This window comes from Kribbella sp. NPDC020701, assembly GCF_055562215.1.
Window position 1 is genome coordinate 183,149 of record NZ_JBVHFT010000015.1, and the last position, 24,441, is coordinate 207,589.

Consider the following 24,441-nt stretch of genomic DNA (forward strand, 5'->3'; position numbering starts at 1 on the left):
TTGCGTTGCTCTGCGTTCCAGAAGCATGAACGCAGAGTTGGAGTACCTCCCTGTACCGGGTGCCGAGCTGGACCGGATTCGCTGCAACGGCCACGACGATTTCGGGAACGCTGTCGTTTCCCTTGTCGCCGGCGGCGGTGAGCCGCTGCGGTGCTGCCTGACGATCGCACCGGCCGGTGACCAGATCGCACTGGTGTCGCACCGGCCGATGACTGTCGGCGGCCCGTACGCCGAGATCGGTCCGGTGTTCGTGCACACGTCCGAGTGCCCGGTGCCGGCGCCGGACGTCTTCCCGATGGACTTCCGGGACCGGCGGGCCGTACTGCGCCCGTACGACGCCTCTGGCCAGATGCTGGACGGAGTTGTCGCAGAGCCTGGGACGAGCGAGACAGAGCTCAAACGACTGTTCGAGGACCCGGCTGTGGACACGGTCCAGGTGCGCAATGTGGTCGCCGGGTGCTGGAACTTCACAGTGCGCCGCCACGGCTGAGTTGGAATACTTCGGGCCGCTGGCGCATTATTAGCAGTCGAGTAGTAGGAGTGCCAGCGGCCTGAAGGGACCCAACCGTGCCGACGTACCAGTACCAGTGCACTGACTGTGGCGAAGCCCTCGAGGTGCGCCAGAGCTTCACCGACGACGCACTGACCGTGTGCCCGAACTGCCAGGGCAGCCTGCGCAAGGTCTTCAACGCCGTGGGCGTCGTGTTCAAGGGTTCCGGTTTCTACCGCAACGACAGCCGGTCGACGGGCACGAGCTCGGTGCCGGCGAAGGCCGAGTCGTCCTCGTCGTCTTCCTCGAGCACTTCTTCGTCGGACTCTTCCTCGTCTTCGGCCTCGTCGAAGTCTTCCAGCGGCTCGTCCTCGAGCGGTTCTTCGTCGACTTCGGGGACCAGCACCAGCGCTGCCTGACCGCCCCTGTGGATAACTGAGGGGTGGGTGCCGGAGAAGCTCGTACTTTCTCTGGCATGAGAACCCCTTCCGTGTTTCGAGACCTGCTCCGCGCCGCTCGCTGGCATCGTCGGCTCCTGGCCGGCATCGCCGCTGCGGCCGCCGTGTACTTCGGGCTCGTCGCCCTGTCCCCGGCTCCTCCACCGACCGTCGCCGTGCTGGCCGCTGCGCGCGACCTCGCGGGCGGTGCCGTGCCCGCAGGCGGCGATCTACGGACCATCGGCCTGCCTCCCGGCTCTGTGCCCGACGGTGCGCTCAGACCTGGCGCGGACCTGACCGCGCGTGTGCTCAGCGGTCCCGTCAGATCCGGCGAGCCACTCACCGACGCCCGATTCCTGGCCCCGGCCGCGGTGCCGGCGGGGTCGCTCGCCTATCCGTTCCGGATCGACGATGCCGATATCAGCGCACTCCTCCGCGTCGGCGACCACATCAACCTGTACGCCGCGACCAGTACGCCGACCGACACCGGGACTCTGCTCGCCCGAGCCGTCCGCGTCGTCGCCCTCCCAACCCCACGTACGTCGGCCGCCGGCGCCCTGATCGTGGTCGCGACGACCCCCGAGGTCGCGAGCAGACTGGCCCAGGCCACAACGAACTCCAGAATCACGGTGGCATTGACACCGGACACGAGCTGATCACTCACCGGACATCCGGCAACACGATGGGTGGCCCTGCGGCGCGGTCCCTCGCTCTGGCAGTCCTGCGGTCCTACCTTGACTCGGGTAATTACCACCCGCTTCGTGAAGGACCCCACATGCTCAAGGGCTTCAAGGAATTCATCATGCGCGGCAACGTCGTCGACCTCGCGGTCGCCGTCGTCATCGGCGCTGCGTTCGGCAAGATCGTCACCGCACTCGTGGACGGCCTGATCAACCCGCTGATCGCGGCCATCTTCGGCAAGACCGACCTCAGCAAGGTCTGGTCGTTCGAGATCAACAACGCGGTCTTCTCGATCGGCCTGATCCTGGACGCGGCGCTGAACTTCCTCTGCGTCGCGGCCGCCATCTACTTCCTGATCGTGATGCCGCTGAACAAGCTCGCCGAGCGCCGGGCCCGCGGCCAGGAGCCGGAGCCGGACCCGCTGACCACCGACCAGGAACTGCTGACCGAGATCCGCGACCTGCTCCGTACCCGTCAGGTCTGATTCGAAGGGTGGGTAGGCGCACCAACCTCAGCCCCTGAGCTCGCCAAGCGCCTGCCTACTCCCGTTCGGACTGTTCACCCCGCGAAGCGAAGCCAGCGGTAGGCGACGGGCTGGCCCTCGTTCCACTCGTCCATCAGGCCGGCCGGGACGTCGACGAACCCAGTGCGGTGGTAGGTGCGGATCGCGACCGCATTCTCCGGCCGGACCCGCAGGAAGACCTCTGAGTACCCGGCGGCCAACGCCGGCCCGAGCAAGGCGCGGACCAACTCCAGGCCGATCCCTCGGCCGCGGACCTTCGGATCCACGATGATCCGGGCCAGCTCGACCTCGTCCTCCTCGTCGTCCAGCCACACCTCGCCGTACCCGACCGCCCGATCACCGTCGAACAGCAGATAGGAGTGGATGTCCGACTCGACCTTGCGCCACGTCGCCTTCAGTTCCTCCGGGAACGGGTACGCGACCCGCCCGGACAGCAATGCCACTTCCTCCGCGTCCACGGCCCATCCTGCGACCAGGACGGCGTACTCGTCGGAAAACCCCCGGAGCTCCACGACCACATCCCCCTCAGTTCACGAACTCGACGACCGTTCGCGCCAACTGATCCAGGTACGCCGGGAAGCCGGGCGTCGGCGGTTCCGGACACCCGGCCAGCTCCCGACTCCCCCGGATCGACCGCAACAGCGCGTCGACCGTCTTCCGCTGGTGAGCTGGATTCTCCGGGACCGACGGCACGATCGCCACCGGAATTCGTGCCAGCACGGGCAGAGCGGCATCGAGGACGCCCCGCAATGTCCCACCTGCGAGTAACCGATCGGCGACCTCCGGTGGGCAGTCACGCTGGATCAGACCGGCCCGGGTTCGCGCGTTGACGGCGCCGTCGGTCACCGGTCGCCGGCCGCCGTGGACGAGGAGCACGGACGCGCTCATCCGTGGTGGGGAGGGACCTCGTTGAGGATGCGATCGTCGTCGTCGGTGCCGAAGTCGTTATCGCCCCAGGTCCGCGGGTCGTCGTCGCGGGTCTGCTCGGGCAGTAGCGGCTCGTCGTCTTCGTACGGGCTCGTCATGGTTCCAGGCTACCGAGTCGCCGAGGCTCTCCGGGACCGATTTCGCCCCGGACCACGCCGGGCGGCAGTTGCGGCCCGATCGCGGCCTCCATCAGAGGAGCGATTCCGGGTTCGCCTTGCCAGCGGTCGTTTCCGAGCACACACCAGGAGGTCAGTACGGACAGTGTCGGTGTGGCCAGTCCGGCCAGGCGCAGCGGCTCCGCGTTCTGGAAGGCGAAGGTGATCATCCAGTTCGCCGGATCGGGGTAGAACTCCTGCACGGCGCTGTAGTAGAAGCTCATCCAGCCGCGCCTCGGCAGGTGACACAGCAGGCGGTAGTTGGTCGCGACCGTCGGGACCTCCTGGAGGTCACGCCACATCAGCTCCATGTTCCGCTTCGCCGCGGCCTTCCGGCTCGCGTTCACCGCGGCGTTGGCGGCCATCATCCCCAGCACCAATGCCGGCTTGCCGATGAACAGGCCACCGCTCTGGGTGTAGCGGCCGCTGCCGCCGTACAGGCGCGCGTACTGCGTGGGGGTGTTCACGTACGCGACCTCGCCCGGCTCGAGGACGAGACCGTAGATCGTCAGCGGCTGTGGAGCGTTGCCGGCGATCAGCCAGCGCGCCCAGTCGATGCCGAGCTGCCACTCGTCGCGCTCGCGCTGCTGCGTCGCGGCAGCCTCATCCTTCTTCCGGCCCACGGCACAGCATCGTAATCGGCCACCCGGCCCACGGCCGCTCCGCGCGGGTCGCCCGTACGTCAACGCTTCGGGGCGCGCTTGTCGGGCCGGCCAGTGCGTGCACGTTACAGGTCGGCCTCGGTTGCCACACGATCCGGCGACGTGACCGGAACGACGCGCCGCCGTGATGTTCTGGCACGCGCGACGTGACCCCGGTCGACCATCATGGGTGACCTTGCCCAACCCGGAAGGACCGAGTCGTGAGTGCATTACGGACACGGGGCCTGATCGGTGCGACGCTCGTCGTGGCTGTGCTCGGACTTACCGCCGCCTGCGGTAACGAGAACGCCACGTCCCCGCCCGCCGCCCAGCCCACTGATACGCCGACCACCCCCGGCACCCCCAGCCAGTCGCCCACCCCCAGCGGCACCCCGAGCATGGACTGTCCCGACACCATCGCGGCCGTCCGCGCCGCCACCGACAAGGCGGTCTGGGGCCAGGGCGCGGCGACCTCGTTGTTCCAGCCGGTCAGCGTGACCATCTGCCAGTTCGACACGCAGGCGTCCGGGCAGGATTACGCGACCCTGACGACCAAACGGAACGCGCAGCAGGCAACCGACCTGTTCGCACTGGTGAACGCACCGAAGCCCGTTGCCAAGAAGCCGGCGTTCTGCACCAAGGAGCTCGGCCCGACGTACGTGCTGCGGTTCACCGACAACGATCGCGGCGTGCTGTCCTACACCGTGGAGGCCTTCGGCTGCCGTCGGTTGGTGGCGACCTCCCTGGAGGGACAGGGCAAGCCCGGCACGCTGCCGGCGCCACGACAGGTGACCCCCGAGCTGATCAAGTCGCTCGGCCTGCGCTGACCCTGCGCCGGACGCGCCCCCCGAAGCCGTCCGGACCGGGGTAACCCCGCGCCTGCCTTGCGGGTCCCTTCCGAGGTCGACCCGCAGGGCAGGTTGCGGCTGCCGGGCGCGATCAGGAAAGCGCCCCCAGCCAGGTACGCAGCTCCGCCTCACTGGGATCTTCAGGCGGCAAGACGTGCGCGACCAGACCGTCCGACCCCACCAGCGCGACGGCCGACTCCGTCTCGGTACTGCCCTCCGGCGGAATGAGCTCCGGAAGACCCGCGACGATCGAACCGACCGCCGCACCTTTCACGTCGATCCCGACCGGCACCGCGAACGGTCCCGCCGTCCTCGCCACGGAATCGACGTACTTCTTCTCGTCCGCCGGATTCAGCAACGACCCCTTCCAGTCGGCCGGCGGTACTGCGATCAACACCCCGACGACCACCGGCTTCTCACCACCGCCAGTCATCGGCAACACCCGCGCCAGCGCCACCCGCAGCGAACTCGGCGACCCGACCACAAGCACCAGCGGCTTCCCGCGGTACGACGTGTCGCTGACGAACCCACCGCCGACTGCAGGAAGGCGGAACGCGCCGAGTCCGGCCGGCGTCGTCGTCTCGCCCTCATCCGGCGGAACTTCTGTCGGCTCATCGGGAGGAACTGTCGTCGGCTCGGCACCTGGTGGAATGTCCGTCGAGAACGTGTCCGCCTTGATCGCCGGACCGAAGGTCACCTCGGTCGGCTTGTAGGGTCCGTCCACCAGGATCAGGCCGGTCTGCTCGTCAAGGCTGATCTCGCGGGCGGGAGCTGCCTCCTCGCCCGTCTGCTCGTCCATGGGCCGGGCGTCGCACGCGTAGCGCACCGCGTTCCGGCCGTACAGCGTCTTCGCACCCAGCCGGCGACCCTTCGGGCAGGTCTTCTCGAACTCGTCCGTCTCCGGCTTGACGAAGAAGGCCACGCCGCGCATGTCGTCACCCGGATGGTCGTCACGCTGGTAGCCCTCGCCCGGCGTGTAGATCAGCATCACCTTGCCGTCCCACACCTGGTAGTACCCCGCGTTCGGCCCGCTCACGGCAGTGATCCGGTATCGACGGTTGCCATCGGCAAAGATCTCGATGTTCCCGGGATCCGACTCGGTTCCCGGATAGACGATCCGGACGAGGTCGGGTGGCGCCGGAATCGACGGGCTCGTCCGGGTCTCGGTCGCGCGATCCCGCTGCGCCCCGCAGCCGGCAACCAGCGCGACGACAGCCACGATTGCCGACAAGCGTTTGAGTCCATTCCTCCCAACCATGGCGGTACTCCTCCCCCTCTTGTTGCTCAGTCTGCGCCGACTCCCAGCGTCTTGCCAGCCAGTCGCACTTGGCTGCACCCTGAGCACTCTGGGAGGAGTACATGCGACTGATTCACTTGCTGTGCGCGCTTCTCCTTGTTTGCACCGCGTGCACACCCCCCCAACCGTCCACCTGCACCGACGGCTTCACCTGTACGACGTTGCGCGTGCCACTCGACCATCAGCGGACGGACGGTCCGTCGCTGGACCTCGCAGTGATCGCGTCCGACAACGTGGATGCACCACGTGGCGTGCTGTTGATGCTTGCGGGCGGCCCTGGCCAACCAGGCGTCTCACTACTGCCTCGCATCCGGAACAACATCCACCCCGACGTGTTGCGCGAGTACAGGGTGGTTATGTTCGATCAGCGTGGCACTGGGCCGAAGGGGATCGATTGTCCCGCCTTGCAAGGGACTGTGGGTGGTTCGGACTTCCTGACGCCGCCTGGTGAGGCTGTGGCTGAGTGCGCGCAGCGAATCGGCTCTGGGCTCGGGTACTACGGCACTCCGGACACCGTCGAGGACATCGAGCTGCTGCGGCAGTACCTCAAGGTGGATCGGCTGACGCTCGACGGGACGTCGTACGGCAGCTTCACGGCGGCGCAGTACGGGCTGAAGTATCCCGACCACGTCCAGGCTCTGGTGCTGGACTCGGTGGTGCCGCACAAGGGCTTCGACCCAACGGGTGTGGATCTGATGGCTGCGACCGGCGGAGTGCTCACGGCTGCGTGCCGGCAGGATCCCGCGTGTACGACGGATCCCGTCGCGGACCTCGCTTGGTTGGTGCAGCATGGGGTCAGCGGCACGGACCTGATGGAGAGCCTGTCGGTCGCGAGCCTGAACTCGGTCAACCCTTCCCTGCAAGGGATCCCAGCGATCCTGCATGCCGCTCGCAACGGCGATGACGCGGGTCTGAAGGAGCTCTTCCAGCAGACCACCAGCAAAGGCCTGAGCTACGACACTCTGTCGGCCGGACTGCACATGGCCACGCTGTGCTCGGACCTCCGCTTCCCCTGGTCCGGCACAACCAACCGCACTGGCGCCTTGGACACCGCCGTACGACGTCTGGACCCGAAGCGGCTGTATCCGTACGACGTCGCGACCGCACGCGAGCAGCTGATGATCCAGGGCTGCCTGAGGTGGCCGGCCGCGCGAGTGTCGACGTACCCGGCCGGTCAGGAGCTGTTGCCGCGCACACTGATTCTGCACGGGAGCAACGATCTGTTCTGTCCGCTCGAGTGGGCTCGCTGGGAGCAGGCGCATGCGCGGTCGGGCCGGTTGGTCGTCGTACCGGGGAGCGGGCACAGTGTGCAGCGCGATCCGCGCGGTCAGGAGGTGGTACGCGCGTTCTTGCTGGTCTAGTCCGGTATGGTGAGATCCAACTGTGTGTGAACGGTTGCAGCACCCTGAGGGACTCAGTGCGTCTAATAGGTGTGAGGTGTTGTACGCCCAGCCAGGGAGTGGCGAGTGGAGTTCGAGGAGTACGTATCCGCCCGTGGACAGGAACTGGTGCGGCTCGGGTTCACCGTCTCCGGGGACTATCAGCGAGCGGAGGATCTGGCTCAGATCGCGTTGATGCAGGCGTTCCGGTCCTGGCGGAAGGTGCGGAAGGCGGACGATCCGCACCATTACGTCCGGCGGATCCTGATCAACTCGTACCTGTCGATGACGCGGCGGCGTTCGTTCAGCGAGGCGCCGACGGCCGACGTCGACACCGAGCGCACGGTGCCGGACCACGCCGCCGACGTCGTGAACTCCGACGATCTCTGGCGCGCCCTCGCGGCGTTGTCGGCGCGAGAGCGGGTCGTGCTGGTCCTGCGCTACTACCAGGACCTGGACGACCGCACGATCGCCGATGTGCTCGGCATCAAACCGTCCTCCGTCCGCGCGACCGCCAGTAGAGCGCTCGCCACGTTGCGGAAGACCAGGCAAGCCAACCGTGTTGGATGAGAGGTTGTCGTGAGCAACACCGATCTCGAGGATGAACTGCGGGGAACCTTCGACCGTGCCGCGGCCTCGGTACCGCAGGCCACCGGCCTGACCGAGCGGGCGACCACAGGCGCGCGCCAGGCCCAGCGCCGTACCTGGATCATCACCGGAGCGGCCGCTGTCGCGGTGGCCGCCATTGCGGTCGTGGGCTTCGGCCTGGCCGGCTCGAGCAACAAGCCGTCGCAGCCGCCGGTCGCGGGTGGGCAGACACCGGCGGCCACCACTGCGGCGCCAGAGCCGCCCACGGCGCAGACCGTGGCCGGGACGTGGCGGCCGGTCCAGATGGCCGGCCTCAAGGCGCTGGAGGCTTCCCGGCCGGACGATCCGGTGCTCATCCTCCGTCCGGACGGGACCTGGGGCGGCTCGGATGGCTGCAATGCGTTGCAGGGGACGTTTGCGATCGGCCAGCGGGGCGAGTTCAGTGCGACGGTCGGGCCGCAGCGCCTGGTCGGCTGCGACAACGTGCCGCACACCGGCGTACTGCAGGCCGCCAAGCGGGTCTCGGCCGACGGTGACACGCTCCAGTTCTTCGGCGCCGACGGGCGTGAACTTGCGAAGTACGCTCGCGCAGGGTAGTCGAATCTGTTAGCGGACGGTGATCGGCTATTGACTGAGCGGAGTCCCTGACCGGACGATGTAGCGAGGCCGTCCACCGATTTGGGGAGCTACGTGCGACTCTCAGCCACCGTCCCGCTGCTCACCCTCGGCTCAGTCTCACTCTTCGCAGTCGGCCTCACGGCGACCGCAACACCTGGCCCCCCGGCCGGGGCGACCGCTCCGACCGGGGTGGCCGCGTGCTCGCATGCTGAGCCGAGTACGAGCTCGACCGAGGCCACCCGCCTAGCGCAGCCGACGTCAGCCAAGGACCCGCGACCGCTCGGCGAGACGCTCGGCGACGGGATCACCGCCGCCGTCCGCTCACTCGAGCCGCTGGACGCCACCGGTCGGCCGAAGTCCGGACTGCCGTACGGGTTGAGCCAGGGCGTGATCGGCGTGGTCGGCTCCGCCTCGACCGGCTACAAGGTCGTGGTGGACAGCGCCAAGCTGGACGAGAAGAAGTACCAGTCCGCGCTGGCCGGCAACGTCCCGGCCGCCGGCAAGCAGATGGTCCGCGTCGAGCGCAGTTGCCGTTCGGCCCAGTCGATCGCCGACGCCTGGAACTCGGTCGGCGCACGCTCATGGGCCGATGCAGGGAAGACCACTTTCGCCGCGGACCTCGATCCGGTCAGCGAGAACGTCGTGGTCGAGTACGACCAGGCCAGCACCTCCCCCGCGTCACTCGAGGGCCTTCGCGGACTGTCCGGCGTACAACTCGTTGCCAGCTCGCTCGCACGGACGTCCCGGCTCAGCGACACCGCGAAGGGCGGTCACTGGGGTGGCGCCCGGATCACCTCGACCTTGAAGAACTGCACGGCCGGCTTCTCCGTCGTACGCCGTTCCAACGGACAACGTGGCTCCGTCACGGCCGGCCACTGCGGTGCCCCTGGGACGGTGTGGAGGTCCGGCACCAACTACTACGGCACGACCTCGGTCCGGACGAATTACCCCGACTACGACCAGTCCCTGCTGACCGGCAGCGCCTATGGCCCGAAGATCTGGACCGATGGCCCCGGCGACACGGCCAACACCCGCACCGTCACCGGCGGCGCCGACCCCGGCGTCGGCACGGTCGTCTGCCAGTCCGGCAGCTTCAGTACATCGCTCTGCGGCATCACGGTCCGTTCGACGTCAGCGAAGTACTGCGACACCGAGGGCTGCACGACGTACGTCATCCGCGCCACCCGCGGCGGCCAGATCGCGATCATCGGCGGCGACTCCGGCGGCCCCGTCTACACCCGCCCCGGCTCCTCCACCGCCACCATCCGCGGCATCACCTTCGCCGGCGCCGGCTGCGCCTCCTCCCGCTGCACCACCCTCTACGCCGAGCGCTACGCCTCCATAGCCGGCCACCTGGGCGTCTACGCCCTCACCGGCTACCCCCCACCCCTCCGCTAAGCTGTCCCCGCGTGCGCCCCCGTAGCTCAGGGGATAGAGCGTCGGTTTCCTAAACCGTGCGTCGCAGGTTCGAATCCTGCCGGGGGCACAACACAACGGCACGCATTGGGGCCGGGTGTGTCAAGGGCACGTGGGGTCTTGGCTCCCGGTGATGTGGATCGTCGCCGGGGGTTGGGGATGATCTTGTTATGCGGGCTTCCTCGTGGCTGGCCGGCGTGTCGCGGTCGCGTGGGCGGGGATAAGGGTGCGTCTCCACTGCACCGATCTCCAACGATCTACACCCCACGGTTCTGGCCCCCGGGCGCCCGTCACCGCCAACACCCTCGCTTCAGGCGTGACTTCCCGCCTCAGTCTCGTCGGCTCCTCTTCCTTCTTGGGCAACCTCATGCGGCAGATCCCTCGTGAAGGCCAAGGAGAAAAGGGCCAGGAAGGCCGCCGCAAGCAGCCCAGTCTTGAGCGCTTGTATCTGTGCGGACTCGTAGTCGTCGACGAGCGCCGCTGTGGTCGGCTCGTCCAGCCCCGCCTCCTGGGCAGCGGCTCCGATCTGGTCGGCGGACACGAAATCGATTCCGGATCCGACGGCCACACCGACCTGCTCGGAGACTGCACTGCTGATCCGCTCATCGGAGGAGACGTTGGACACGAACGCGGAGGTGAGCCCGGACAGCACGATCGCCCCCAGCAGGGCGACACCCAGTGACGAGCCGAGCTGCTGGCCGGTGAACTGCAGCCCTCCAGCCTCTCCCCGGCCCGAGGCGTCGACCGACGACTGCACAACGTTGCCGAGCTGGGAGGCCATCAGCCCCATCCCCACGCCGAGCAGCGCCATCGACCAGGCGAAGCTCGAGTTGTCCAGCTCCGGCTCGACCGCGGCCAAGAGCAGCACGGTCGCGACCAAGGTGGTCGCCAGGCCGGCCCGCACGATCGACCGGATGGGGTAGCGGCCGGACAGGCGTGACCCTGCCGCGGAGGACAGGAACATGGCAATGGAGACCGGGAGCATCTTGAGGCCGGTATCCAAGGCATCGAGCCCGATCACCAGCTGCAGGTACAGCGGAATCGTGAAGAAGACGCCCATCAGGATCAGGTTCTGGCTGAACAGGCCGATAAGGCCGGCGCGCAGCGGGGCGATCTTCAGCAGCGCCAAGTGCACCAATGGGTCGCGCCCGCGGCTCTCTCGGCGACCCTGCCACGCCGTGAACGCCCACAGCAGGACCGCCCCGAAACCGATGACGAAGACCGTCAGTGAGAAGCCGAACGGCGTCACCGGGGAGTCTTCCTTGGGCCTGAGCCAGCCCCAGGTGCTCGACTGCAGCACCCCGAGAACGACCAGGCCCAAGCCTGTGGCCGACAGCACGGTGCCAACGACGTCGAGTTTCAGTGCCGGGCCGGTCCTCACCGCGTCGGCGACTTTCGGGGTCATCACCAGGATCAATGCCACCAACAGCACCTCGCCAGCGAAGATGATCCGCCACGAGTACTCTGTGGTTGCCCAGCCGCCCAGGATCGGCCCGACGGCGATCCCCGCCCCGGCGACCCCGCCGATCACGGCGTACGCCACCTTGCGCGAGGCGCCCTCGAAGTTGCCCGCGATCAGCGCCACCATCGCTGGCAGAACCAGCGCGGCGCCGAGCCCTTCCAGAACCGACCAGCCGAGGGCCAGAATCAGCACTGACGGCGCCAGCGCCGTCAGTGCCGAACCGCAGGCGTAGATGACGAGCCCGATGACGAACGCCCGCCGCCGGCCGATGATGTCGCCGATCTTGCCGCCGGTGAGCATGAACATCGCCATCACAAGGCAGTAGAGCGTGATCACCGCCTGAATCGTCGTGACCGTCGTGTCGAAGTCGGCCACCAACGCGCTGATCGAGACATTCATCGCCGACTGGTCCAGTACCATGACGAACTGGGCGGTGGCCAAGGCAACCAACGGCAGCCAGTGCGTCTTCGGCGGTGGGTCTGTCTGTGTGTCCTGGGATTCATCGGCAGTCACGGTTGCTCCTCTCCACGGTGCGGAAGGCTTGCCCGATTCCGCCGCTCTTGCAGGGACGTCGGCGCGCCCCCAGCACCGACGCGAGGCGACCTAGCCAATCCCGCAGGGGTGGGGGCAATCTCTCGTTGCCTCATACGTAGCCTCCGCGACGCAATGGGTGAGCGCGATCGCCGCCAACTCTCACGAACGATGCTCCTCGCGACCGGCCGGGCGGACATCATCCGAAGGGGATGTTCCACCCCAACGGAGCCGCGGCAATGTCCGGAATCAGTGACGGAACGTCACGAACCAATCGAGGCACGAGCGGCACGGGCGGCGAGTGGACGGGTCAGGTCACCGATTCGTTCAGAACCGGCCAGAATCTGCGCTCGAAAGGTCGCTCCAACGCGCGCCGGTCCATATCGGCCGACAGGGTCCTGGTATCGGCCGGCCCGCATCGCAGAAGGCGGGAAGCACCCGGGTCAGGCGAAACCGACTTCGACCTGAGGACATCGTCCGACACGCCGGCGGCCACCGGTCAACTGGGGTCAAGATCGGGCGAATTAGTCTGGGCCAGACACTTGGTGGGGCGTATGTCGGTGTGGCGCGTCGGTTCCTAAACCGTGCGTCGCAGGTTCGAATCCTGCCGGGGGCGCTGCAGGTCCTGACAGCTCAGTCACAGCACGTCCTCGAGCCGGCCGACGATGTGCTCGCCGAGACCGTTCACGAAGGCAACGGGATCGCCGGTGAACGGCATCACGTGAACCTCGTCGACGCCGACTTCGGCGTACGGGCGGAGTGCCTCGGCGAACGCCGTACCGCCGGCGGCTGTGACCTCCAGCGGACCGGTCCACAGGATCGACTTGCGGATGGAGTCGAAGTCGGTGCCCAACCGCGCGCAGTGCGCTCGCAGAACCTTGAGCTTCGCGCCGACCTCGTCAGGCCCGGCGCCCGGGCGGCCGGCGAACAGGTTGCAGGCGTCGGCGTACTGCGCGACCAGCCGCAGGGTCTTCTTCTCCCCACCCCCGCCGATCATGATCGGCGGACGGGGTACGCGCAGCGGTTGGGGCGAGTTGATGGTCTCGGCGAGCCGGTAGTGCAGGCCGTGATAGGGGCCGTTGTCCTCGCTCCACATCTGGTGCACGATCTGCAGCGTCTCCTCGAGCCGTTCGAACCGTTCCCTGAGCGGCGGGAACGGCACGCCGAGAGCGGCGTGCTCACGCTCGTACCACGCTGCGCCGATCCCGAGCATGGCGCGGCCGCCTGACAGCACGTCCAGGGTCGAAACGATCTTGGCGAGCAGACCCGGATACCGGTAGGTGACGCCGGTTACAAGTAGTTGTAGCTCGACGGTGTTGGTGTGGGCGGCCAGGAAGCCGAGGGTCGTGTAGCCCTCCATCATCGGCCGCCCGGCGCCGCCGGCCATGTCCAGCTGCAGGTAGTGGTCCATCACCGACAGGTTGTAGACGCCCGCGTCCTCGCTGGCTCGTCCGACCCCTGCCAGCGTCGGGCCGATCGCCGCGGCCCCGCCGTCGACGTCGAAGCTGACCACATGTACGCCGAGCTTCATCCGCGCTCGCCTCTTCCGTCCTGCTGTTGTGGCCAGGTGAAGCCGGGGCCGACGAGGTCAGCGCTGACGTGCCACAGCTGGACCGCAGCCTGCGCGTCGTACGACGCCTTGCTGGATCGCTTGGGTCTGCGGTTGGCGAAGTACCGGCCTGTGACGCCCTCCGCCTCCGGCGATGACGCCAGGTAGACGGAGGTGGCCGCCCCCTGCTCCGGGGTCTTCATGAACAAGCGCGCCAGCGGCAACAGCACTCTGTACAACGGCGACGGATCTTCGGCACCGAACGACGTCCGCACCACGCCGGGGTGCAGCACGGTCGCGGTAACCCCGGTGCCCTCCAGCCGGCGGGCCAGCTCGTAGGTGAACATGACATTGGCCAGCTTCGAGGCGTTGTACGCACGCTGGCCCGAGTACCGGCGCTCGCTCTGCAGGTCGTCGAAGTCGATCCGGCCCATCGCCTGGGCGCCGGACGAGACCGTGACCACCCGCGCGGGTGCGCTGGCCTGGAGCCGTTGCAACAGCAGGTTGGTCAGCAGGAACGGCGCCAGATGGTTCAGGGCGAAGGTGTGCTCCAGCCCGTCGGGCGTGACGTGCCGGTTGGCCCAGATCCCGCCGACGTTGTTGATCAGCACGTCCAGTCTCGGGTACGACGCGAGGACCTCGGCCGCCAGCCGGCGTACCTCGGCCTGGGCCGACAGGTCCGCGACGAACACATCCACGGCGGGGTTGCCGGTCTGGTCGGTGATCTGTGCCGCGGCCGCCTCGGCCCGGCCGCGGTCCCGGCCGGTGATCCCGACTCGGGCGCCCAGAGCGGCGAGGCCGGCGGCTGTGGCCTCGCCGATACCGCCGGTGCCGCCCGTCACCAGTACTGTCTTGCCGGCCATCGGCCGGGATGCCTGGTCAGCCATCGCCGTCTCCGGAGCGGTTCAGCGGACGATCTTGAAGTTGAACATCGGCGTACCCAGCGCGCCCCACAGGCGCAGCCAGATCGGCAGGATCATCTCGGTGCCGCGTGCCGTGGTGATGTCGCCCAGGTCGATCACGTCGGTGTGACCGAAGGACTCCAGCAGCACGGTGACGGTCTTTTTGGCATCGGGGTCGTTGCCGGAGACGAAGGCCGAGAAGTCAGCATCGGCGAGCTGCCGCGGATCGACCATCAGATGAGCGTTCATGGTGTTGAGCGCCTTGACCACCCTGGCGTCGGGGAAGGTGCGCTGGATCTGCTCACCGAGGGAGTCGGTGTCTTTGACGAACAGGGTCGGCGGCATGCCGGCCGAGTGGTCGAGCGGGTTCGCGATGTCGAGGATGATCTTTCCGGCCAGGCCGGCGGCGTCGGCGGCCTCCAGTACGGCGATCGACGCGGATCCCGTGGTGGCGTTCACGACGAGCTCGGCTGGTGCCGCGGCGTCGGCGAAGGTGGCCAGCGTGACCGCGGTGTGCTCGGCCGCCCAATCCGGGAACGGCGAGTTGCCCATCGCGTCTGTATCGGTGCGCGCCATCGTGGCGGCCACGTCACGGGTGCCGACGGTGACCTCGTGACCCAGCTCGGTCAGCCGTGCCGCGAAGGCGCGGCCGACCATCCCGGTGCCCAGAACTGCGATTCTCATGATTGGTGCTCCCTGCGTATCGATCGTTGCAGCGAAAGTTAACAGACAGAGCTGTCTACCCGCAACTCGCGACAAAATCTCCCTATATGATGGCCATTGAGATCGGTCGATCTATGAATGCGGAGCCATGAGGAGACAGATCTGTCTATACTCTGGGCTCAGGATCACGTCGAAAGGTGCACCACATGAGCGGGGCCATGAACGCGAAGCCGGCGCGCGAGCGCATCCTGGACACCGCGTTCCGGCTGTTCTACGCGCACGGTCCGCGCGGCGTCGGGGTAGACACAGTGATCGCCGAGTCGGGCGTGGCGAAGGCCACCCTGTACAAGCACTTCCCGCGCAAGGACGACCTCGTGCTGGCCTATCTCGACAAGGTCGACCAGGCCTGGTTCGGCCAGCTTCGCGCCGCGGCCCGGACCGCCGGCGAGGACCCGCGCGATCAGCTGGTCGGGATGTTCGACGGCCTGAGCTCGGCCTGCCGGCGCGAGGGCTACCACGGCTGCGCATTCATCAACGCCGCGGCAGAGTCCGAGGCCGGCACCGACGTGCACGGGCGCACCGTCGAGCACAAGAACGTCGTCCGCGCCTGGGTCACTGACCTGGCCCGCCGAGCCGGTGCCGCCGACCCCGACCTCCTCGCCCGGCAGCTGACCCTGCTGATCGACGGCGGGCTCTCGGGCGGCGTCCTCGACGCCGACCCCGCCACCCCGGATGCCGCGAAGGCCGCCGCCCGGGTTCTTGTCGACACCGCCTGCCCACCCGACACACCGTAGGACCGACACCCTGCGGCGCTTGACGAGCAGCCTGCCCCACAGTTCGGCGGGAACGGCTCTGCAATCACAACCGCACCACCGACAGCAGGGAGTGGGTCGGCCGAAACACCGGCCGTTGGCACGGAAACGCGTTCGCGCCTCGGCGCCGGCAGCTGCTCGCGGACGCGGGCTCACGGAACATCGGTTCTTGCCGCCGACTGATTGTGGGCTATTGCTGGAGGACGCGGCGGCCGGTCAGACGGATCGGTGTGATCCGCACGAACTGGGTGCGCAGGCCGACCGCCCATGGCTTGGGCCCCTGTTCTCCCCATAGCTCCACGAGGGTGTCCTGGTCGTCGACGAGCTCTGCGTCGCCGACGGCCACGACGCTCCACCCGCGCTGCAGGAACTCGTCGATGTCGTCGATCTCGAAGGCGACGCGGCTGTGGCGCATCGCGTTGGCCAGTGCGCTGTCGGCTGCTGTCCGAAAGAAGATGCTGCGCCGGTGGACGACGTAGTTGACGGGCAGCACCTGAACACCTTCCGGGCCGTTGAAGCCCACCCGTCCCACGGACTTGGCGGCTAGGAGCTCTCGGCACTCCTCGGGCGGCAGGTGCTGGAAGAGCGCCGGCTCGAACCATCGGTTGCTGCTGTCGTTCCTGTTCATCTCTCAGATATACCGCGATCCTCCTGTCGGCGGACCGGCCGTAGGTCCCCGAAGCGGTGGAAACGCAGTCCCCTTTAGTGGCGAACGGCCGGTGTCGGTCCCTGCTTGCAGCCGAGGAGACCGAGGCTGGACTCCGGCAGGAAGGGATAATCCGACTCGTGGGGATACTTCGACGGATCCGCCTCGCGCTGCTCGCCCTTGGGGTCGTGGTCGGCGCTGGCACGCTCGGGTACGTCATCCTCGGGTTCGGCGTCCTCGATGCGCTGTACCAGACAGTCACCACCGTAACGACCGTTGGTTTCCGCGAGGTACATCCGTTCAACGCCGCCGGCAAGCTGTTCACGATTGTGCTCATCCTGGCGGGAGTCGGAACCGCGCTGTACACGTTGGGCGTCCTGCTCGAGGCCCTGATCGAAGGACACCTGCAGCAGCACCTGGAAAGGCGTCGAATGGACCGTGACATCAGCCGAATGACCGACCACTTCATAATCTGCGGGTGGGGCCGCGTCGGACGCGCGAGCGCACACTACCTCACCGCCACTGGACAGCAAATCGTCGTCATCGATCGCAACCCTGACCGACTGGAAGGGCTTGAGCACGCGACTGTGCTCGGCGACGTCACAGATGACGACGTTCTCGCAGCCGCCGGTATCGCCCGCGCCCGCGCGCTCATCGCTGCAGTCGACACCGACGCCGACAACGTTTACGTCACACTGTCCAGCCGCGCCATGCGGCCTGAGTTGGTCATCATCGCTCGTGCCCGCACCGAGGCCTCCAAGGCTAAGCTCGTCCGCGCGGGCGCCAATCGGGCCGTCAACCCGCAACTGATCGGCGGTCGGCGAATGGCGGCCTTTGCACAGCAGCCGCACGTCGCTGAATTTCTCGACGTGGTCATGCACGATGAGGCCCTCGATTTCCGGATCGAGGAGGTTGAGATTCCCTCCGCGTCGCGGCTAGCCGGCCGCTCCTTACGCGACGCGGCCCTGTTGGAGACCACTGGAGCCCTACTGCTCGCCGTCCGGCCCAGCAGCACCGGCATGTTCCTGCCCAACCCGACTCCCGATACTCGGCTCGAGCCCCAGACCATCCTGATCGCGTTCGGTACCCCCACCCAGATCGACGCGCTGCGCCTCCACTGCCGTGCAGCGTGAATCCGTCGCCCAAGGCCAACAGTCACCCGCCCTGTCCACACGAGGCTTGGCTTCGGGCAGGTCCAGGACGCGACCCAGGAACGAAAGGCACGGGGCATGGGACTGGTTAGGAACGAGAACTCTGCGCCAGTACGTCACAGAACAGCAGGCCCAGGCGGGTCGCGGCCGACCTCGAAATCCAGTAGGACGCCCACGGCCTCCGCCCCGCTGCGGCCGTGCGTCGGGTCGCCCCATTGCTGACGGCGCATCCAAAGAGGTTGTCCCATGAGGACGCCACAATCGCTCATTCGGCTGCTCCCGGCGGGGCAGATCATCGAGGACGCTGCGACCGGCGAAGTGACCTCCGCCGGACACCGATGCACAGTGCGCCCGCAGCTGATATGGCCCGGATGGCCGCCGGATCTAGGGCGTTCGTACGCCAGCCCGACAACGGGGCTCAGTTCAGTCCTCGGCTGACCCGGATGGGGACGCCACGCTCATCAGTTCAGCGGGGGAACACCGTGGGAACAAAGAGGCGTCGAGCAGGGTCAACTGGAGTCGAGGCCAGCCGAACTGGTGTGGGCTAGATACACCTGGAGGGGCGTATACCGGTGGGGTGCGTCGGTTTCCTAAACCGTGCGTCGCAGGTTCGAATCCTGCCGGGGGCACCATACAAATGCGCTGGTCAGACGCTTAGCGTCGAGAGTCAGGCTCTTGCGCCGGCGTCCGCGTGGGGCTACACGTGGTGCGAACTCCTGGCGACATAAGTCGATCGAAGTGCTCTGCGACGTCACCCCCCCTGCTCCTCGGACCAGACGTACGGGCACAACTACTGAGGAACACTCGTCTCGCCAACTCACCGGGCATCCCCGCGATCACCGTCCCACTACCGGCGCGGGCCTCCCGGTCGACGTACAGGCGATTGCCATTGACAACGGTCAAGCCGACGCGGCCGCCCGTTGGATCGATGAGTCACTCAGGAACACAGCGAGGCTGCAGTTCGAGGGCTGTGATCAGGAGGTCGAGCCCGTACTCGAATTCCTGTTGGTGGTTGCAGACGGCCAGGTGGGTGGCTGCTTCGACCACGTGGGGTAGTTCTGACCCGCGGAGTTCGGTGAGGCGGTGGTCGACGCCGCCGAGGTTTTCGCCGCTGAAGGTCGGGCCGGAGGAGACCTCGCGGAGCAGGGTGCCGATCACGTAGGCCACGAGTGATCACAGGGCATGGACGGATTGTTCGGGTGAGAAGCCCGCGTAACGTCGTATGTCCGGCAACCGGGCAACCTTCCGAACCACCCGGACCGTCGCGAGCTAACCCTCGCGCCGCCGCCCGAGCCCAGGTCCTAGCGTTCAATCCTGTTCCGATCCTCCTCGACCCCGGTAGCGGCGGATGCGGACGCGCAGGATCGTTGCCCGCCAGCCGAGCGGGACGTGCGCCAGTCGGCGCAGCACGCTGTCGCGTGGCACCCTCAGACAGCCGCAGGCATGGCACCAGTCATCAGGCTCGACCACTCGATAGAGCAACACGGCGTGGTCGGGATGCAGCTGTTGTCCGACCACTTCCAAGCCGAGGTCATCTAGCCGGCAGAACGTCGTCAGGTCAGGAGGGCAGAAGGTAGCGTCACGCACGAGCCTCGGGCGCAACCGCGGTCTTAGGGGAACGATGATCGTCCGGTGGCGTTTGGCCTATCAGGCGCGGTCGTGGAGAGTGACCTGGTAGCCGTCGGGGTCGGCGAAGGTGAATGTCCGACCGAAGGGGCCGTCGATCGGTGCGGAGACGATGGTGCGACCGTCGGCGACGAGCGCATCGTGAATGGCTTGGACGTCTGTGGCGTGGAGCCAGATCGCGGCACCGATGCCGGGCTGAGCAACGGATGCGAGATCGGTGCCGGGAACGACGTCGCGGAGTGCGAACGCGATCGGCTTCGTCTCGAAGACGACGGCGTGAGGAGGTCCGGCCGGCGAGCGGACGAGGCCGAGGTACTGCTCGTAGAACGCCTGCGAAGCGTCGAGGTCGCGCGCTTGGAGCGAGATGAAGTCGGGACCGGTGGCGGGCATGATGATGCTCCTTCTTTTCGTGTCAGCTTTCTGACACAGGTCAATCTATGTCAGAATTCTGACATGAATCAAGACGGTGTCGACCTGGAGACGTCACTGGGCTACCTGCTGAAAGAGGCGTCGAGCGTCCTCCGCGCAGCCATGGAGGAGGTGCTAAGGCCGCTCGGGATGAGCGTGACGCACTACTCCTGCCTCGAGCTGCTGGCTCAACGACCGGGCTTGTCGAACTCCGAGCTCGCCCGGGGCGCGTTCGTGACACGGCAGTCGATGAACGTGCTGCTCCAGGCCCTAGAACGAGACGGCTACGTGACCAGGCCTGCGGAGGCACCCGTCGGGAAGGTTCTTCCCACGCGGCTCACGCCTCGCGGCCGACGGAGCCTCGAGAAGGCGACCGTAGCGGTCCGGTCCGTCGAGGTCAGAATGCTGGCCGGCCTCACCGAGACCGAGCAGTCAGGCGCGTTCCGGATCCTGCAGAGCATGATCCATTCCCTGCGCGACGGCAACGACAGGCATACCCCGAGCGGATGACCGTCGTCCGCTCGAGGCAGCACGACACAGAGCAGCGGGTGGTGTGGGACCGAGCTCAGCCGCTCAGCCCGACGCCGATGACGAAGCCGCCGATCACGATCATCATCGTGGCACCGACCGTACCGGAGTGCGCGGCGATCAACCCCTTCGCCGAGCGGAGGCGGGGTTCCATCCGCCGCGGAAACAGGATCGTCGCGACGATGGGAACGCCTACTGTGCAGGTGGCGATCACGGTGTAGAAGACCACCAGGCCGAGGTCGTCGTGGAACACCAGGTTCACTCCGACGATCGCCAGGCCGGCCGCCGCCGCCAGGAGCAGCGCCTTCGGACGAAGGTTCAGCGCCAGGCCGATGCCGAACACCGGCAGGATGCCGAACGTGCCGATGCTGTCCAGCCAGCCCGGTCCACTTCCTCTCCCTGCGTGGGACCGACGCGCGAGGGTCACCACGCCCAGCAGCACGAGGGCAATGCCGACCACCACCTCCACCTTCGCGATGAGCGCGTCAAGTTCGCGCGGTCGTCCGGGAAGCGCCTGGCCGACCGCAGCCGCCAACGCGACGGTGGCGAAGGTGCCGAGCACCGTGCCGGTCAAGAAGCCCAGGCCGGAGCGGTTGCGGCTCTCCGACAGCAGGATGAAGATGGTGGCGGTGATGGGGACGCTGCTCAGCGCCGCCGCGAGGGCCAGCGGTATCAGCTGAAGCAGCGCCTGCCCCATCGCGTCTCCGATCTCGACCCGACGACCAGGCATCCGGATTCGCGGACAAGCCGTCCCGTCACCCGAAGTATCGCGCACCCCGCACCCGATGCCCCAGCGGTGAAGGCCGCGGCCGGCGCGCCGGTAGCTCCGGGCCGCTTGCCCGGGTCGGAAACGACGGTGCCGGCGCGGGTGAGGATCCGGTGGATGGTGGCCCGCGACACCACCGTGGCGTGGTGATGTTGCAGGTGCCAGCCGATCGTGTCCGCGCCGGCGTCCAGTCCCTGCTCGGTCAGCTGTTTGCGCAGTCCCAGCACCAGCTCCACCGTCGCCGCGGGTGTGGCTCGCGGTGAGGTCTTCGGCCGCCTGGACCGCGGCTCGAACCCCGCCTCCCCCTCGACCGCGTACCGGGCCAGCAGCCGGCTGATCCACCACTGCAACACCCCGTATGCCCGCGCCACCTCCGACTGCGACCGCCCCGCCAACACCGCCGTAATCACCAACCGCCGCTTCGACGCCCCCGAAACATCACGCTCCCACATCTATTCCGATGTCTTGAGACACCCCATTCCGATGTGTTGAGCCACAACACTGCCGGGGGCACGCAGTGATGTCTCAAGACATCGGCAACACCCGAACCCCACGAATCGTGGGTTCGGGTGTTGTCATTTGAGGTGTTTGGGGCGGGGCCGTCCGAGCCGGCCGAGGTTTGCCGCGTCAGCTTGGTGTGGGCGAGTCCACGCCTGTCCGAGGATCCTCAGCGCCGGGCTGTGCGGGTCTGCGCCTGCCCAGCCACAGTCCGAGCCCCACCAGAACGAGGCCGAGGATCAACAGCACGATCGGACCCCACACCTCGATCCAGCTGAGCAACTGGTCGGAGTTCGCCACCCTGTCCGCCGCATCCTGCACCGACGCCTGGTCTTCGGCGACGTCGATCGTCAGTACCGGGAGCAGCGGAATCGATGCCGCCCCGGTCCCCACGTTGGCGACCACCGAGCGGTTGATCTTCGTATCCAGGGGAGCACCCAACGCGGCGTCTGCCCAGACGTCGTAGGTACTGGTGGCCGTGTAGCTGAGCGGTACCTGGTCCGGCAGCGCCGACACGAGCGGGAGCAACCTCTGCTGAGTCTCGGCGGGCAGCAGAGCGAGCAGTTTCGGAGCGAGCGTCCTCGGAAGCGAGGACGGCAATTGCTGCAGTAACGCGGGATTGGCCAATGCACCTGACGCGGTGGCCCGATAGTGGTAGGTGTCGCGACCTTCACGCGTCTCGGTGCCGACGTACGTCACTGGTACGGCGGTCCGCGTCGGGGTGTCCCAGTACGTGTACACGCCGGACTTCGGTTCCGGATCGACCGGCAGGCTGACCGTCAGTCCCTGGTGCTTTTCGACCTCGACGCCGTTGATGGACGCGGTTTCGGTGAGGTCCTTCCGGTCGACAGCATACGTGTGGTTGTCCTTCGATGACGTCGTTCCGGCCTTCAAAGTGAGGTCGTCGTGGACGATCGCCGTGTCGCTGTCCGCCTCGCTGACGTAGACGTGCCGGTCGAGGGTGACCGGGATGTCTCGCGCGAGCGCGTTGGCCACGTCTCCCGACTGCAGTGCCGCGGCGTTCAGCACGGTGCCCTTGCCGCTGTACGCCGTACTGATGTCGGTGTCAGCGGGCAGTTTCGTCACGCTCGGCGCGACGACGAACCTGAGCAGGGCCGCACTGAGGATCAGCAGCGCCCCGACCCCGATGAGAAGCCACCCTGAGCGGCGCATCTCGAACCTCCAGACTTCGACAGATATGCCCGTCGTGAATCCCATGGTGGTCGTGCTACGAGAAAGCCGGTTCATCCCCTCTGGGTGACTCCTTGGAATCGGGGCTCGACTTAATCGGATGAGTACTACGAAGCCCTCTGCGGCGGCCGAGTGGTAGCCGATCCGGGCAACAAAGAGAATTGAGTTCAGAGACCTTACAATCCTCTACCAGAATTCGGCCTCTCTCCTGGAATCCACCAGTGTGGGCGACTCTCAATTGCCGGCGCGCGCCGGGACCATTGTTCTGCAGGGGTTGTCGGCGGCGGTGGTGGCTGGTTCAGGCAATGTGTGGGTGCCGCGCGTCGCCAAGTCGATCAGTGCAGGCGGTGTCGCAGGTCGCCTACCCGCGGAGGTCGGGCAGTTCTGACGGAGCGACGCTGATACGGAAGACTGGGAATTGGCCGGCGATCCGGTCGAACTCCGCCAGCGGGGCGTGCCGATCGACCGGCACATGGGCCCGTGCTCCCGGGGCGCAGTCCAGGTAGCGGCGCAGAATGGGCGCGCGGGCGCCGACCTCGACGTCCTCCAGGTAGACAGCCTCGCGCAGGCCGTGGCGCAGGATCACCCGCCCGCCGGCCGCGTGGACGTTGCGCACCCAGTTCGCGTTCTCTCCGAGCATCGATACCAGATAGCGCTCGCCCTGGTAGTCCGCGACGACCAGCGGGAAGGAGATGATGCGGCCGGAGCGCCGTCCGGGCACGTCCAAGGTGACCCAGGTGCTCCGCGCGAGTAGACCGGTCGCGAAGTGGATGGCCGAGACTCGGTTCATCGTTCGCGCCAGTCGGTTCGGGTGCCCGCCACGGTACAGCCAGCGGTCGAACCGGTGGAGGCGCTGCGCCTCACCAACGTTTCTATGACTTCTCACGAGACTCACGCTGGCACCGGCCCCGCCGGGCAACCAGGGCCGAAAGTCACCTCGACTCTGGACCGAGGAGATCAGCGCACGAGGCTGGCCTTCGGTCGTTGTCCTGGGCGGGACGGCCGATGGAGTCTCAAGACATCCCGGACAGGTGAACCCACGTTTCGTGGGTTCACCTGCTTCTTTTGGGGGCAGGTCCGGGTGGTGTCCCCGGGGTCGAGAGCGGAGACTCCCTGGGCGTCGAATGGTCCGATCCTGGAGGTCGGGCTGTCGGGGGGTCGGGGCAGAATTGGCGTGTGAAGAAACCCGAGGTCGACCCTGTGGTCGCGCGTAACCGGAAGGCTGCGCATGACTACCAGCTGGGCGAGTCCTGGGAGGCGGGGATCGTGCTGCAGGGTATGGAGGTGAAGGCGCTCCGTGCTGGGCGGGCGTCTCTGGTCGGCGGCTTCGCGCAGGTCGAGAACCGGGAGATCTGGCTGCACGGCGTGCACATCCCGCAGTACTCCCAGGCCCGCTGGTTCAACGACGGCTCACGCCGCAAGCGAAAGCTGCTGCTGCATCGTGCCCAGATCGACAAGATCGAGCGCAAGGTCAACGAGAGCGGGCTGACGATCGTCCCGGTGACCCTCTACTTCAAGGACGGTCGCGCGAAGGTGGAGATCGCCCTGGCCCGCGGCAAGAAGACCTGGGACAAGCGACAGACGCTCGCCGAGCGCGAGGCGAGCCGGGAGGTCGAGCGTGCGGTCAGCCGCCGGCTGAAGGGTCGCCCGGACTGATTCAGCGGTGCACAGGGCCTCATGAACGAGGGAAGCAAGCCCAGCTCGGTAC

Annotated in this window: 29 protein-coding genes, 2 tRNA genes and 1 pseudogene; 15 read left to right on the forward strand and 17 right to left on the reverse strand. The window is 67.3% G+C overall.

Translation table 11 applies throughout. From position 1 onward, the window contains the following. Nucleotides 1-25: 25 nt before the first annotated feature. The 4 genes from ACZ3HV_RS31775 (at nucleotide 26) to mscL (ending at nucleotide 2,092) form a co-directional block, all read left to right on the forward strand. Nucleotides 26-490 (forward strand): DUF1203 domain-containing protein, encoded by a 465-nt coding sequence (locus ACZ3HV_RS31775; protein ID WP_465689634.1) that lies wholly within the window; start codon nucleotides 26-28, stop codon nucleotides 488-490. 77 nt (nucleotides 491-567) lie between these two features. Further along, complete coding sequence (locus tag ACZ3HV_RS31780; RefSeq protein WP_465689636.1) at nucleotides 568-909, forward strand: FmdB family zinc ribbon protein; 342 nt, start codon at nucleotides 568-570, stop codon at nucleotides 907-909. A 56-nt stretch (nucleotides 910-965) separates the two neighbouring features. After that, nucleotides 966-1,583 carry a CpaB family protein gene (locus tag ACZ3HV_RS31785; protein ID WP_465689638.1) on the forward strand — a complete coding sequence of 206 codons (618 nt, stop codon included), beginning with the start codon at nucleotides 966-968 and terminating at the stop codon, nucleotides 1,581-1,583. A 119-nt stretch (nucleotides 1,584-1,702) separates the two neighbouring features. Next, nucleotides 1,703-2,092 carry a large conductance mechanosensitive channel protein MscL gene (gene mscL / locus ACZ3HV_RS31790; protein ID WP_465689639.1) on the forward strand — a complete coding sequence of 130 codons (390 nt, stop codon included), beginning with the start codon at nucleotides 1,703-1,705 and terminating at the stop codon, nucleotides 2,090-2,092. A 74-nt stretch (nucleotides 2,093-2,166) separates the two neighbouring features. Here mscL and ACZ3HV_RS31795 read toward each other — a convergent pair whose 3' ends face one another. Genes ACZ3HV_RS31795 through ACZ3HV_RS31810 form a run of 4 tightly spaced genes read right to left on the reverse strand, consistent with a single transcriptional unit; the run spans nucleotide 2,167 to nucleotide 3,836 of the window. Then, nucleotides 2,167-2,643, reverse strand: a complete 477-nt coding sequence (locus tag ACZ3HV_RS31795) for a GNAT family N-acetyltransferase (RefSeq protein WP_465689641.1) — start codon at nucleotides 2,641-2,643, stop codon at nucleotides 2,167-2,169. A 13-nt stretch (nucleotides 2,644-2,656) separates the two neighbouring features. Next, nucleotides 2,657-3,019, reverse strand: a complete 363-nt coding sequence (locus ACZ3HV_RS31800) for a hypothetical protein (protein WP_465689643.1) — start codon at nucleotides 3,017-3,019, stop codon at nucleotides 2,657-2,659. Next, entirely contained in the window at nucleotides 3,016-3,156 is a 141-nt protein-coding gene (locus ACZ3HV_RS31805; protein WP_355477357.1) for a hypothetical protein, read from the reverse strand. The genes ACZ3HV_RS31800 and ACZ3HV_RS31805 overlap by 4 nt, the downstream gene beginning before the upstream one ends. After that, a complete protein-coding gene (locus tag ACZ3HV_RS31810; RefSeq protein ID WP_465689646.1) occupies nucleotides 3,153-3,836 on the reverse strand; it encodes a hypothetical protein in 684 nt (227 codons plus the stop codon). The genes ACZ3HV_RS31805 and ACZ3HV_RS31810 overlap by 4 nt, the downstream gene beginning before the upstream one ends. A gap of 239 nt (nucleotides 3,837-4,075) precedes the next feature. On the opposite strand from ACZ3HV_RS31810, the gene ACZ3HV_RS31815 reads away from it, so the two are divergent. Beyond that, on the forward strand, nucleotides 4,076-4,681 hold the full coding sequence (locus ACZ3HV_RS31815) for a hypothetical protein (protein ID WP_465689648.1): 606 nt from the start codon (nucleotides 4,076-4,078) through the stop codon (nucleotides 4,679-4,681). A 112-nt stretch (nucleotides 4,682-4,793) separates the two neighbouring features. Here the strand turns inward: ACZ3HV_RS31815 and ACZ3HV_RS31820 are convergent, their stop codons facing one another. Beyond that, a complete protein-coding gene (locus ACZ3HV_RS31820; protein ID WP_465689650.1) occupies nucleotides 4,794-5,960 on the reverse strand; it encodes a hypothetical protein in 1,167 nt (388 codons plus the stop codon). Between the two features lie 299 nt (nucleotides 5,961-6,259). Here ACZ3HV_RS31820 and ACZ3HV_RS31825 point away from each other — a divergent pair, with 299 nt between their 5' ends. The 5 genes from ACZ3HV_RS31825 to ACZ3HV_RS31845 all read left to right on the forward strand — a co-directional run bounded on the left by ACZ3HV_RS31825 (nucleotide 6,260) and on the right by ACZ3HV_RS31845 (nucleotide 10,070). Next, entirely contained in the window at nucleotides 6,260-7,360 is a 1,101-nt protein-coding gene (locus ACZ3HV_RS31825) for an alpha/beta hydrolase (protein ID WP_465689814.1), read from the forward strand. 105 nt (nucleotides 7,361-7,465) lie between these two features. Beyond that, nucleotides 7,466-7,948, forward strand: a complete 483-nt coding sequence (locus ACZ3HV_RS31830; protein ID WP_360366867.1) for a SigE family RNA polymerase sigma factor — start codon at nucleotides 7,466-7,468, stop codon at nucleotides 7,946-7,948. 9 nt (nucleotides 7,949-7,957) lie between these two features. Next, nucleotides 7,958-8,563 (forward strand): META domain-containing protein, encoded by a 606-nt coding sequence (locus ACZ3HV_RS31835; protein ID WP_360366870.1) that lies wholly within the window; start codon nucleotides 7,958-7,960, stop codon nucleotides 8,561-8,563. 93 nt (nucleotides 8,564-8,656) lie between these two features. After that, nucleotides 8,657-9,982, forward strand: coding sequence for a chymotrypsin family serine protease (locus ACZ3HV_RS31840; protein WP_465689652.1), 1,326 nt, complete (start codon nucleotides 8,657-8,659; stop codon nucleotides 9,980-9,982). Between the two features lie 15 nt (nucleotides 9,983-9,997). Continuing rightward, nucleotides 9,998-10,070, forward strand: a tRNA-Arg gene (locus tag ACZ3HV_RS31845). A gap of 240 nt (nucleotides 10,071-10,310) precedes the next feature. On the opposite strand, the gene ACZ3HV_RS31850 is transcribed toward ACZ3HV_RS31845, so the two are convergent. The 4 genes from ACZ3HV_RS31850 to ACZ3HV_RS31865 all read right to left on the reverse strand — a co-directional run bounded on the left by ACZ3HV_RS31850 (nucleotide 10,311) and on the right by ACZ3HV_RS31865 (nucleotide 15,128). Continuing rightward, on the reverse strand, nucleotides 10,311-11,975 hold the full coding sequence (locus ACZ3HV_RS31850) for an MFS transporter (RefSeq protein WP_465689654.1): 1,665 nt from the start codon (nucleotides 11,973-11,975) through the stop codon (nucleotides 10,311-10,313). A gap of 655 nt (nucleotides 11,976-12,630) precedes the next feature. After that, nucleotides 12,631-13,524, reverse strand: a complete 894-nt coding sequence (locus ACZ3HV_RS31855) for an LLM class F420-dependent oxidoreductase (protein ID WP_465689656.1) — start codon at nucleotides 13,522-13,524, stop codon at nucleotides 12,631-12,633. Continuing rightward, on the reverse strand, nucleotides 13,521-14,429 hold the full coding sequence (locus tag ACZ3HV_RS31860; protein WP_465689658.1) for an SDR family oxidoreductase: 909 nt from the start codon (nucleotides 14,427-14,429) through the stop codon (nucleotides 13,521-13,523). Before ACZ3HV_RS31860 ends, ACZ3HV_RS31855 begins: the two co-directional genes overlap by 4 nt. Before the next feature lie 18 nt (nucleotides 14,430-14,447). Then, nucleotides 14,448-15,128: an NADPH-dependent F420 reductase gene (locus tag ACZ3HV_RS31865; RefSeq protein WP_465689660.1), complete on the reverse strand. Its 681-nt coding sequence runs from the start codon at nucleotides 15,126-15,128 to the stop codon at nucleotides 14,448-14,450. Between the two features lie 185 nt (nucleotides 15,129-15,313). Here ACZ3HV_RS31865 and ACZ3HV_RS31870 point away from each other — a divergent pair, with 185 nt between their 5' ends. Beyond that, on the forward strand, nucleotides 15,314-15,901 hold the full coding sequence (locus tag ACZ3HV_RS31870; protein ID WP_465689662.1) for a TetR/AcrR family transcriptional regulator: 588 nt from the start codon (nucleotides 15,314-15,316) through the stop codon (nucleotides 15,899-15,901). Between the two features lie 208 nt (nucleotides 15,902-16,109). On the opposite strand, the gene ACZ3HV_RS31875 is transcribed toward ACZ3HV_RS31870, so the two are convergent. After that, entirely contained in the window at nucleotides 16,110-16,547 is a 438-nt protein-coding gene (locus tag ACZ3HV_RS31875) for a pyridoxamine 5'-phosphate oxidase family protein (protein ID WP_465689664.1), read from the reverse strand. Between the two features lie 158 nt (nucleotides 16,548-16,705). Here ACZ3HV_RS31875 and ACZ3HV_RS31880 point away from each other — a divergent pair, with 158 nt between their 5' ends. Together ACZ3HV_RS31880 and ACZ3HV_RS31885 are read left to right on the forward strand one after the other, a co-directional pair. After that, nucleotides 16,706-17,698, forward strand: a complete 993-nt coding sequence (locus ACZ3HV_RS31880; RefSeq protein WP_465689666.1) for a potassium channel family protein — start codon at nucleotides 16,706-16,708, stop codon at nucleotides 17,696-17,698. 579 nt (nucleotides 17,699-18,277) lie between these two features. Beyond that, nucleotides 18,278-18,348: transfer RNA gene (locus tag ACZ3HV_RS31885), tRNA-Arg, on the forward strand. A gap of 301 nt (nucleotides 18,349-18,649) precedes the next feature. On the opposite strand, the gene ACZ3HV_RS31890 is transcribed toward ACZ3HV_RS31885, so the two are convergent. From ACZ3HV_RS31890 to ACZ3HV_RS31900, 3 genes and pseudogenes are all read right to left on the reverse strand, one after another. Further along, on the reverse strand, nucleotides 18,650-18,883 hold the full coding sequence (locus ACZ3HV_RS31890) for a hypothetical protein (RefSeq protein WP_465689668.1): 234 nt from the start codon (nucleotides 18,881-18,883) through the stop codon (nucleotides 18,650-18,652). 168 nt (nucleotides 18,884-19,051) lie between these two features. Beyond that, nucleotides 19,052-19,303 (reverse strand): annotated as a pseudogene (locus tag ACZ3HV_RS31895) (ISL3 family transposase); the annotation flags it as partial. 60 nt (nucleotides 19,304-19,363) lie between these two features. After that, on the reverse strand, nucleotides 19,364-19,732 hold the full coding sequence (locus ACZ3HV_RS31900; protein WP_465689669.1) for a VOC family protein: 369 nt from the start codon (nucleotides 19,730-19,732) through the stop codon (nucleotides 19,364-19,366). 63 nt (nucleotides 19,733-19,795) lie between these two features. Here ACZ3HV_RS31900 and ACZ3HV_RS31905 point away from each other — a divergent pair, with 63 nt between their 5' ends. Then, a complete protein-coding gene (locus ACZ3HV_RS31905) occupies nucleotides 19,796-20,260 on the forward strand; it encodes a MarR family winged helix-turn-helix transcriptional regulator (protein ID WP_465689671.1) in 465 nt (154 codons plus the stop codon). Between the two features lie 55 nt (nucleotides 20,261-20,315). Here ACZ3HV_RS31905 and ACZ3HV_RS31910 read toward each other — a convergent pair whose 3' ends face one another. From ACZ3HV_RS31910 to ACZ3HV_RS31925, 4 genes are all read right to left on the reverse strand, one after another. Further along, nucleotides 20,316-20,975 (reverse strand): GAP family protein, encoded by a 660-nt coding sequence (locus ACZ3HV_RS31910; protein WP_465689673.1) that lies wholly within the window; start codon nucleotides 20,973-20,975, stop codon nucleotides 20,316-20,318. Continuing rightward, on the reverse strand, nucleotides 20,951-21,454 hold the full coding sequence (locus ACZ3HV_RS31915; RefSeq protein ID WP_465689675.1) for a helix-turn-helix domain-containing protein: 504 nt from the start codon (nucleotides 21,452-21,454) through the stop codon (nucleotides 20,951-20,953). The genes ACZ3HV_RS31910 and ACZ3HV_RS31915 overlap by 25 nt, the downstream gene beginning before the upstream one ends. Nucleotides 21,455-21,671: 217 nt before the next feature. Next, nucleotides 21,672-22,715 carry a porin PorA family protein gene (locus tag ACZ3HV_RS31920; protein WP_465689677.1) on the reverse strand — a complete coding sequence of 348 codons (1,044 nt, stop codon included), beginning with the start codon at nucleotides 22,713-22,715 and terminating at the stop codon, nucleotides 21,672-21,674. A gap of 379 nt (nucleotides 22,716-23,094) precedes the next feature. Continuing rightward, nucleotides 23,095-23,523, reverse strand: a complete 429-nt coding sequence (locus ACZ3HV_RS31925) for a hypothetical protein (protein WP_465689679.1) — start codon at nucleotides 23,521-23,523, stop codon at nucleotides 23,095-23,097. 386 nt (nucleotides 23,524-23,909) lie between these two features. Here ACZ3HV_RS31925 and smpB point away from each other — a divergent pair, with 386 nt between their 5' ends. After that, entirely contained in the window at nucleotides 23,910-24,389 is a 480-nt protein-coding gene (gene smpB / locus ACZ3HV_RS31930; protein WP_465689681.1) for an SsrA-binding protein SmpB, read from the forward strand. Nucleotides 24,390-24,441 lie beyond the last annotated feature (52 nt).

Bases quoted from the DNA above. Each gene is read 5' to 3' on its own strand.
- ACZ3HV_RS31860 (WP_465689658.1), bottom strand. From the start codon at position 14,429: ATGGCTGACCAGGCATCCCGGCCGATGGCCGGCAAGACAGTACTGGTG.
- ACZ3HV_RS31805 (WP_355477357.1), bottom strand. From the start codon at position 3,156: ATGACGAGCCCGTACGAAGACGACGAGCCGCTACTGCCCGAGCAGACC.
- ACZ3HV_RS31820 (WP_465689650.1), bottom strand. From the start codon at position 5,960: ATGGTTGGGAGGAATGGACTCAAACGCTTGTCGGCAATCGTGGCTGTC.
- ACZ3HV_RS31920 (WP_465689677.1), bottom strand. From the start codon at position 22,715: ATGCGCCGCTCAGGGTGGCTTCTCATCGGGGTCGGGGCGCTGCTGATC.
- mscL (WP_465689639.1), top strand. From the start codon at position 1,703: ATGCTCAAGGGCTTCAAGGAATTCATCATGCGCGGCAACGTCGTCGAC.
- ACZ3HV_RS31855 (WP_465689656.1), bottom strand. From the start codon at position 13,524: ATGAAGCTCGGCGTACATGTGGTCAGCTTCGACGTCGACGGCGGGGCC.
- ACZ3HV_RS31775 (WP_465689634.1), top strand. From the start codon at position 26: ATGAACGCAGAGTTGGAGTACCTCCCTGTACCGGGTGCCGAGCTGGAC.
- ACZ3HV_RS31800 (WP_465689643.1), bottom strand. From the start codon at position 3,019: ATGAGCGCGTCCGTGCTCCTCGTCCACGGCGGCCGGCGACCGGTGACC.
- ACZ3HV_RS31865 (WP_465689660.1), bottom strand. From the start codon at position 15,128: ATGAGAATCGCAGTTCTGGGCACCGGGATGGTCGGCCGCGCCTTCGCG.
- ACZ3HV_RS31870 (WP_465689662.1), top strand. From the start codon at position 15,314: ATGAGCGGGGCCATGAACGCGAAGCCGGCGCGCGAGCGCATCCTGGAC.
- ACZ3HV_RS31910 (WP_465689673.1), bottom strand. From the start codon at position 20,975: ATGGGGCAGGCGCTGCTTCAGCTGATACCGCTGGCCCTCGCGGCGGCG.
- ACZ3HV_RS31900 (WP_465689669.1), bottom strand. From the start codon at position 19,732: ATGCCCGCCACCGGTCCCGACTTCATCTCGCTCCAAGCGCGCGACCTC.
- ACZ3HV_RS31905 (WP_465689671.1), top strand. From the start codon at position 19,796: ATGAATCAAGACGGTGTCGACCTGGAGACGTCACTGGGCTACCTGCTG.
- ACZ3HV_RS31925 (WP_465689679.1), bottom strand. From the start codon at position 23,523: ATGAACCGAGTCTCGGCCATCCACTTCGCGACCGGTCTACTCGCGCGG.
- ACZ3HV_RS31785 (WP_465689638.1), top strand. From the start codon at position 966: ATGAGAACCCCTTCCGTGTTTCGAGACCTGCTCCGCGCCGCTCGCTGG.
- ACZ3HV_RS31875 (WP_465689664.1), bottom strand. From the start codon at position 16,547: ATGAACAGGAACGACAGCAGCAACCGATGGTTCGAGCCGGCGCTCTTC.
- ACZ3HV_RS31825 (WP_465689814.1), top strand. From the start codon at position 6,260: ATGCTTGCGGGCGGCCCTGGCCAACCAGGCGTCTCACTACTGCCTCGC.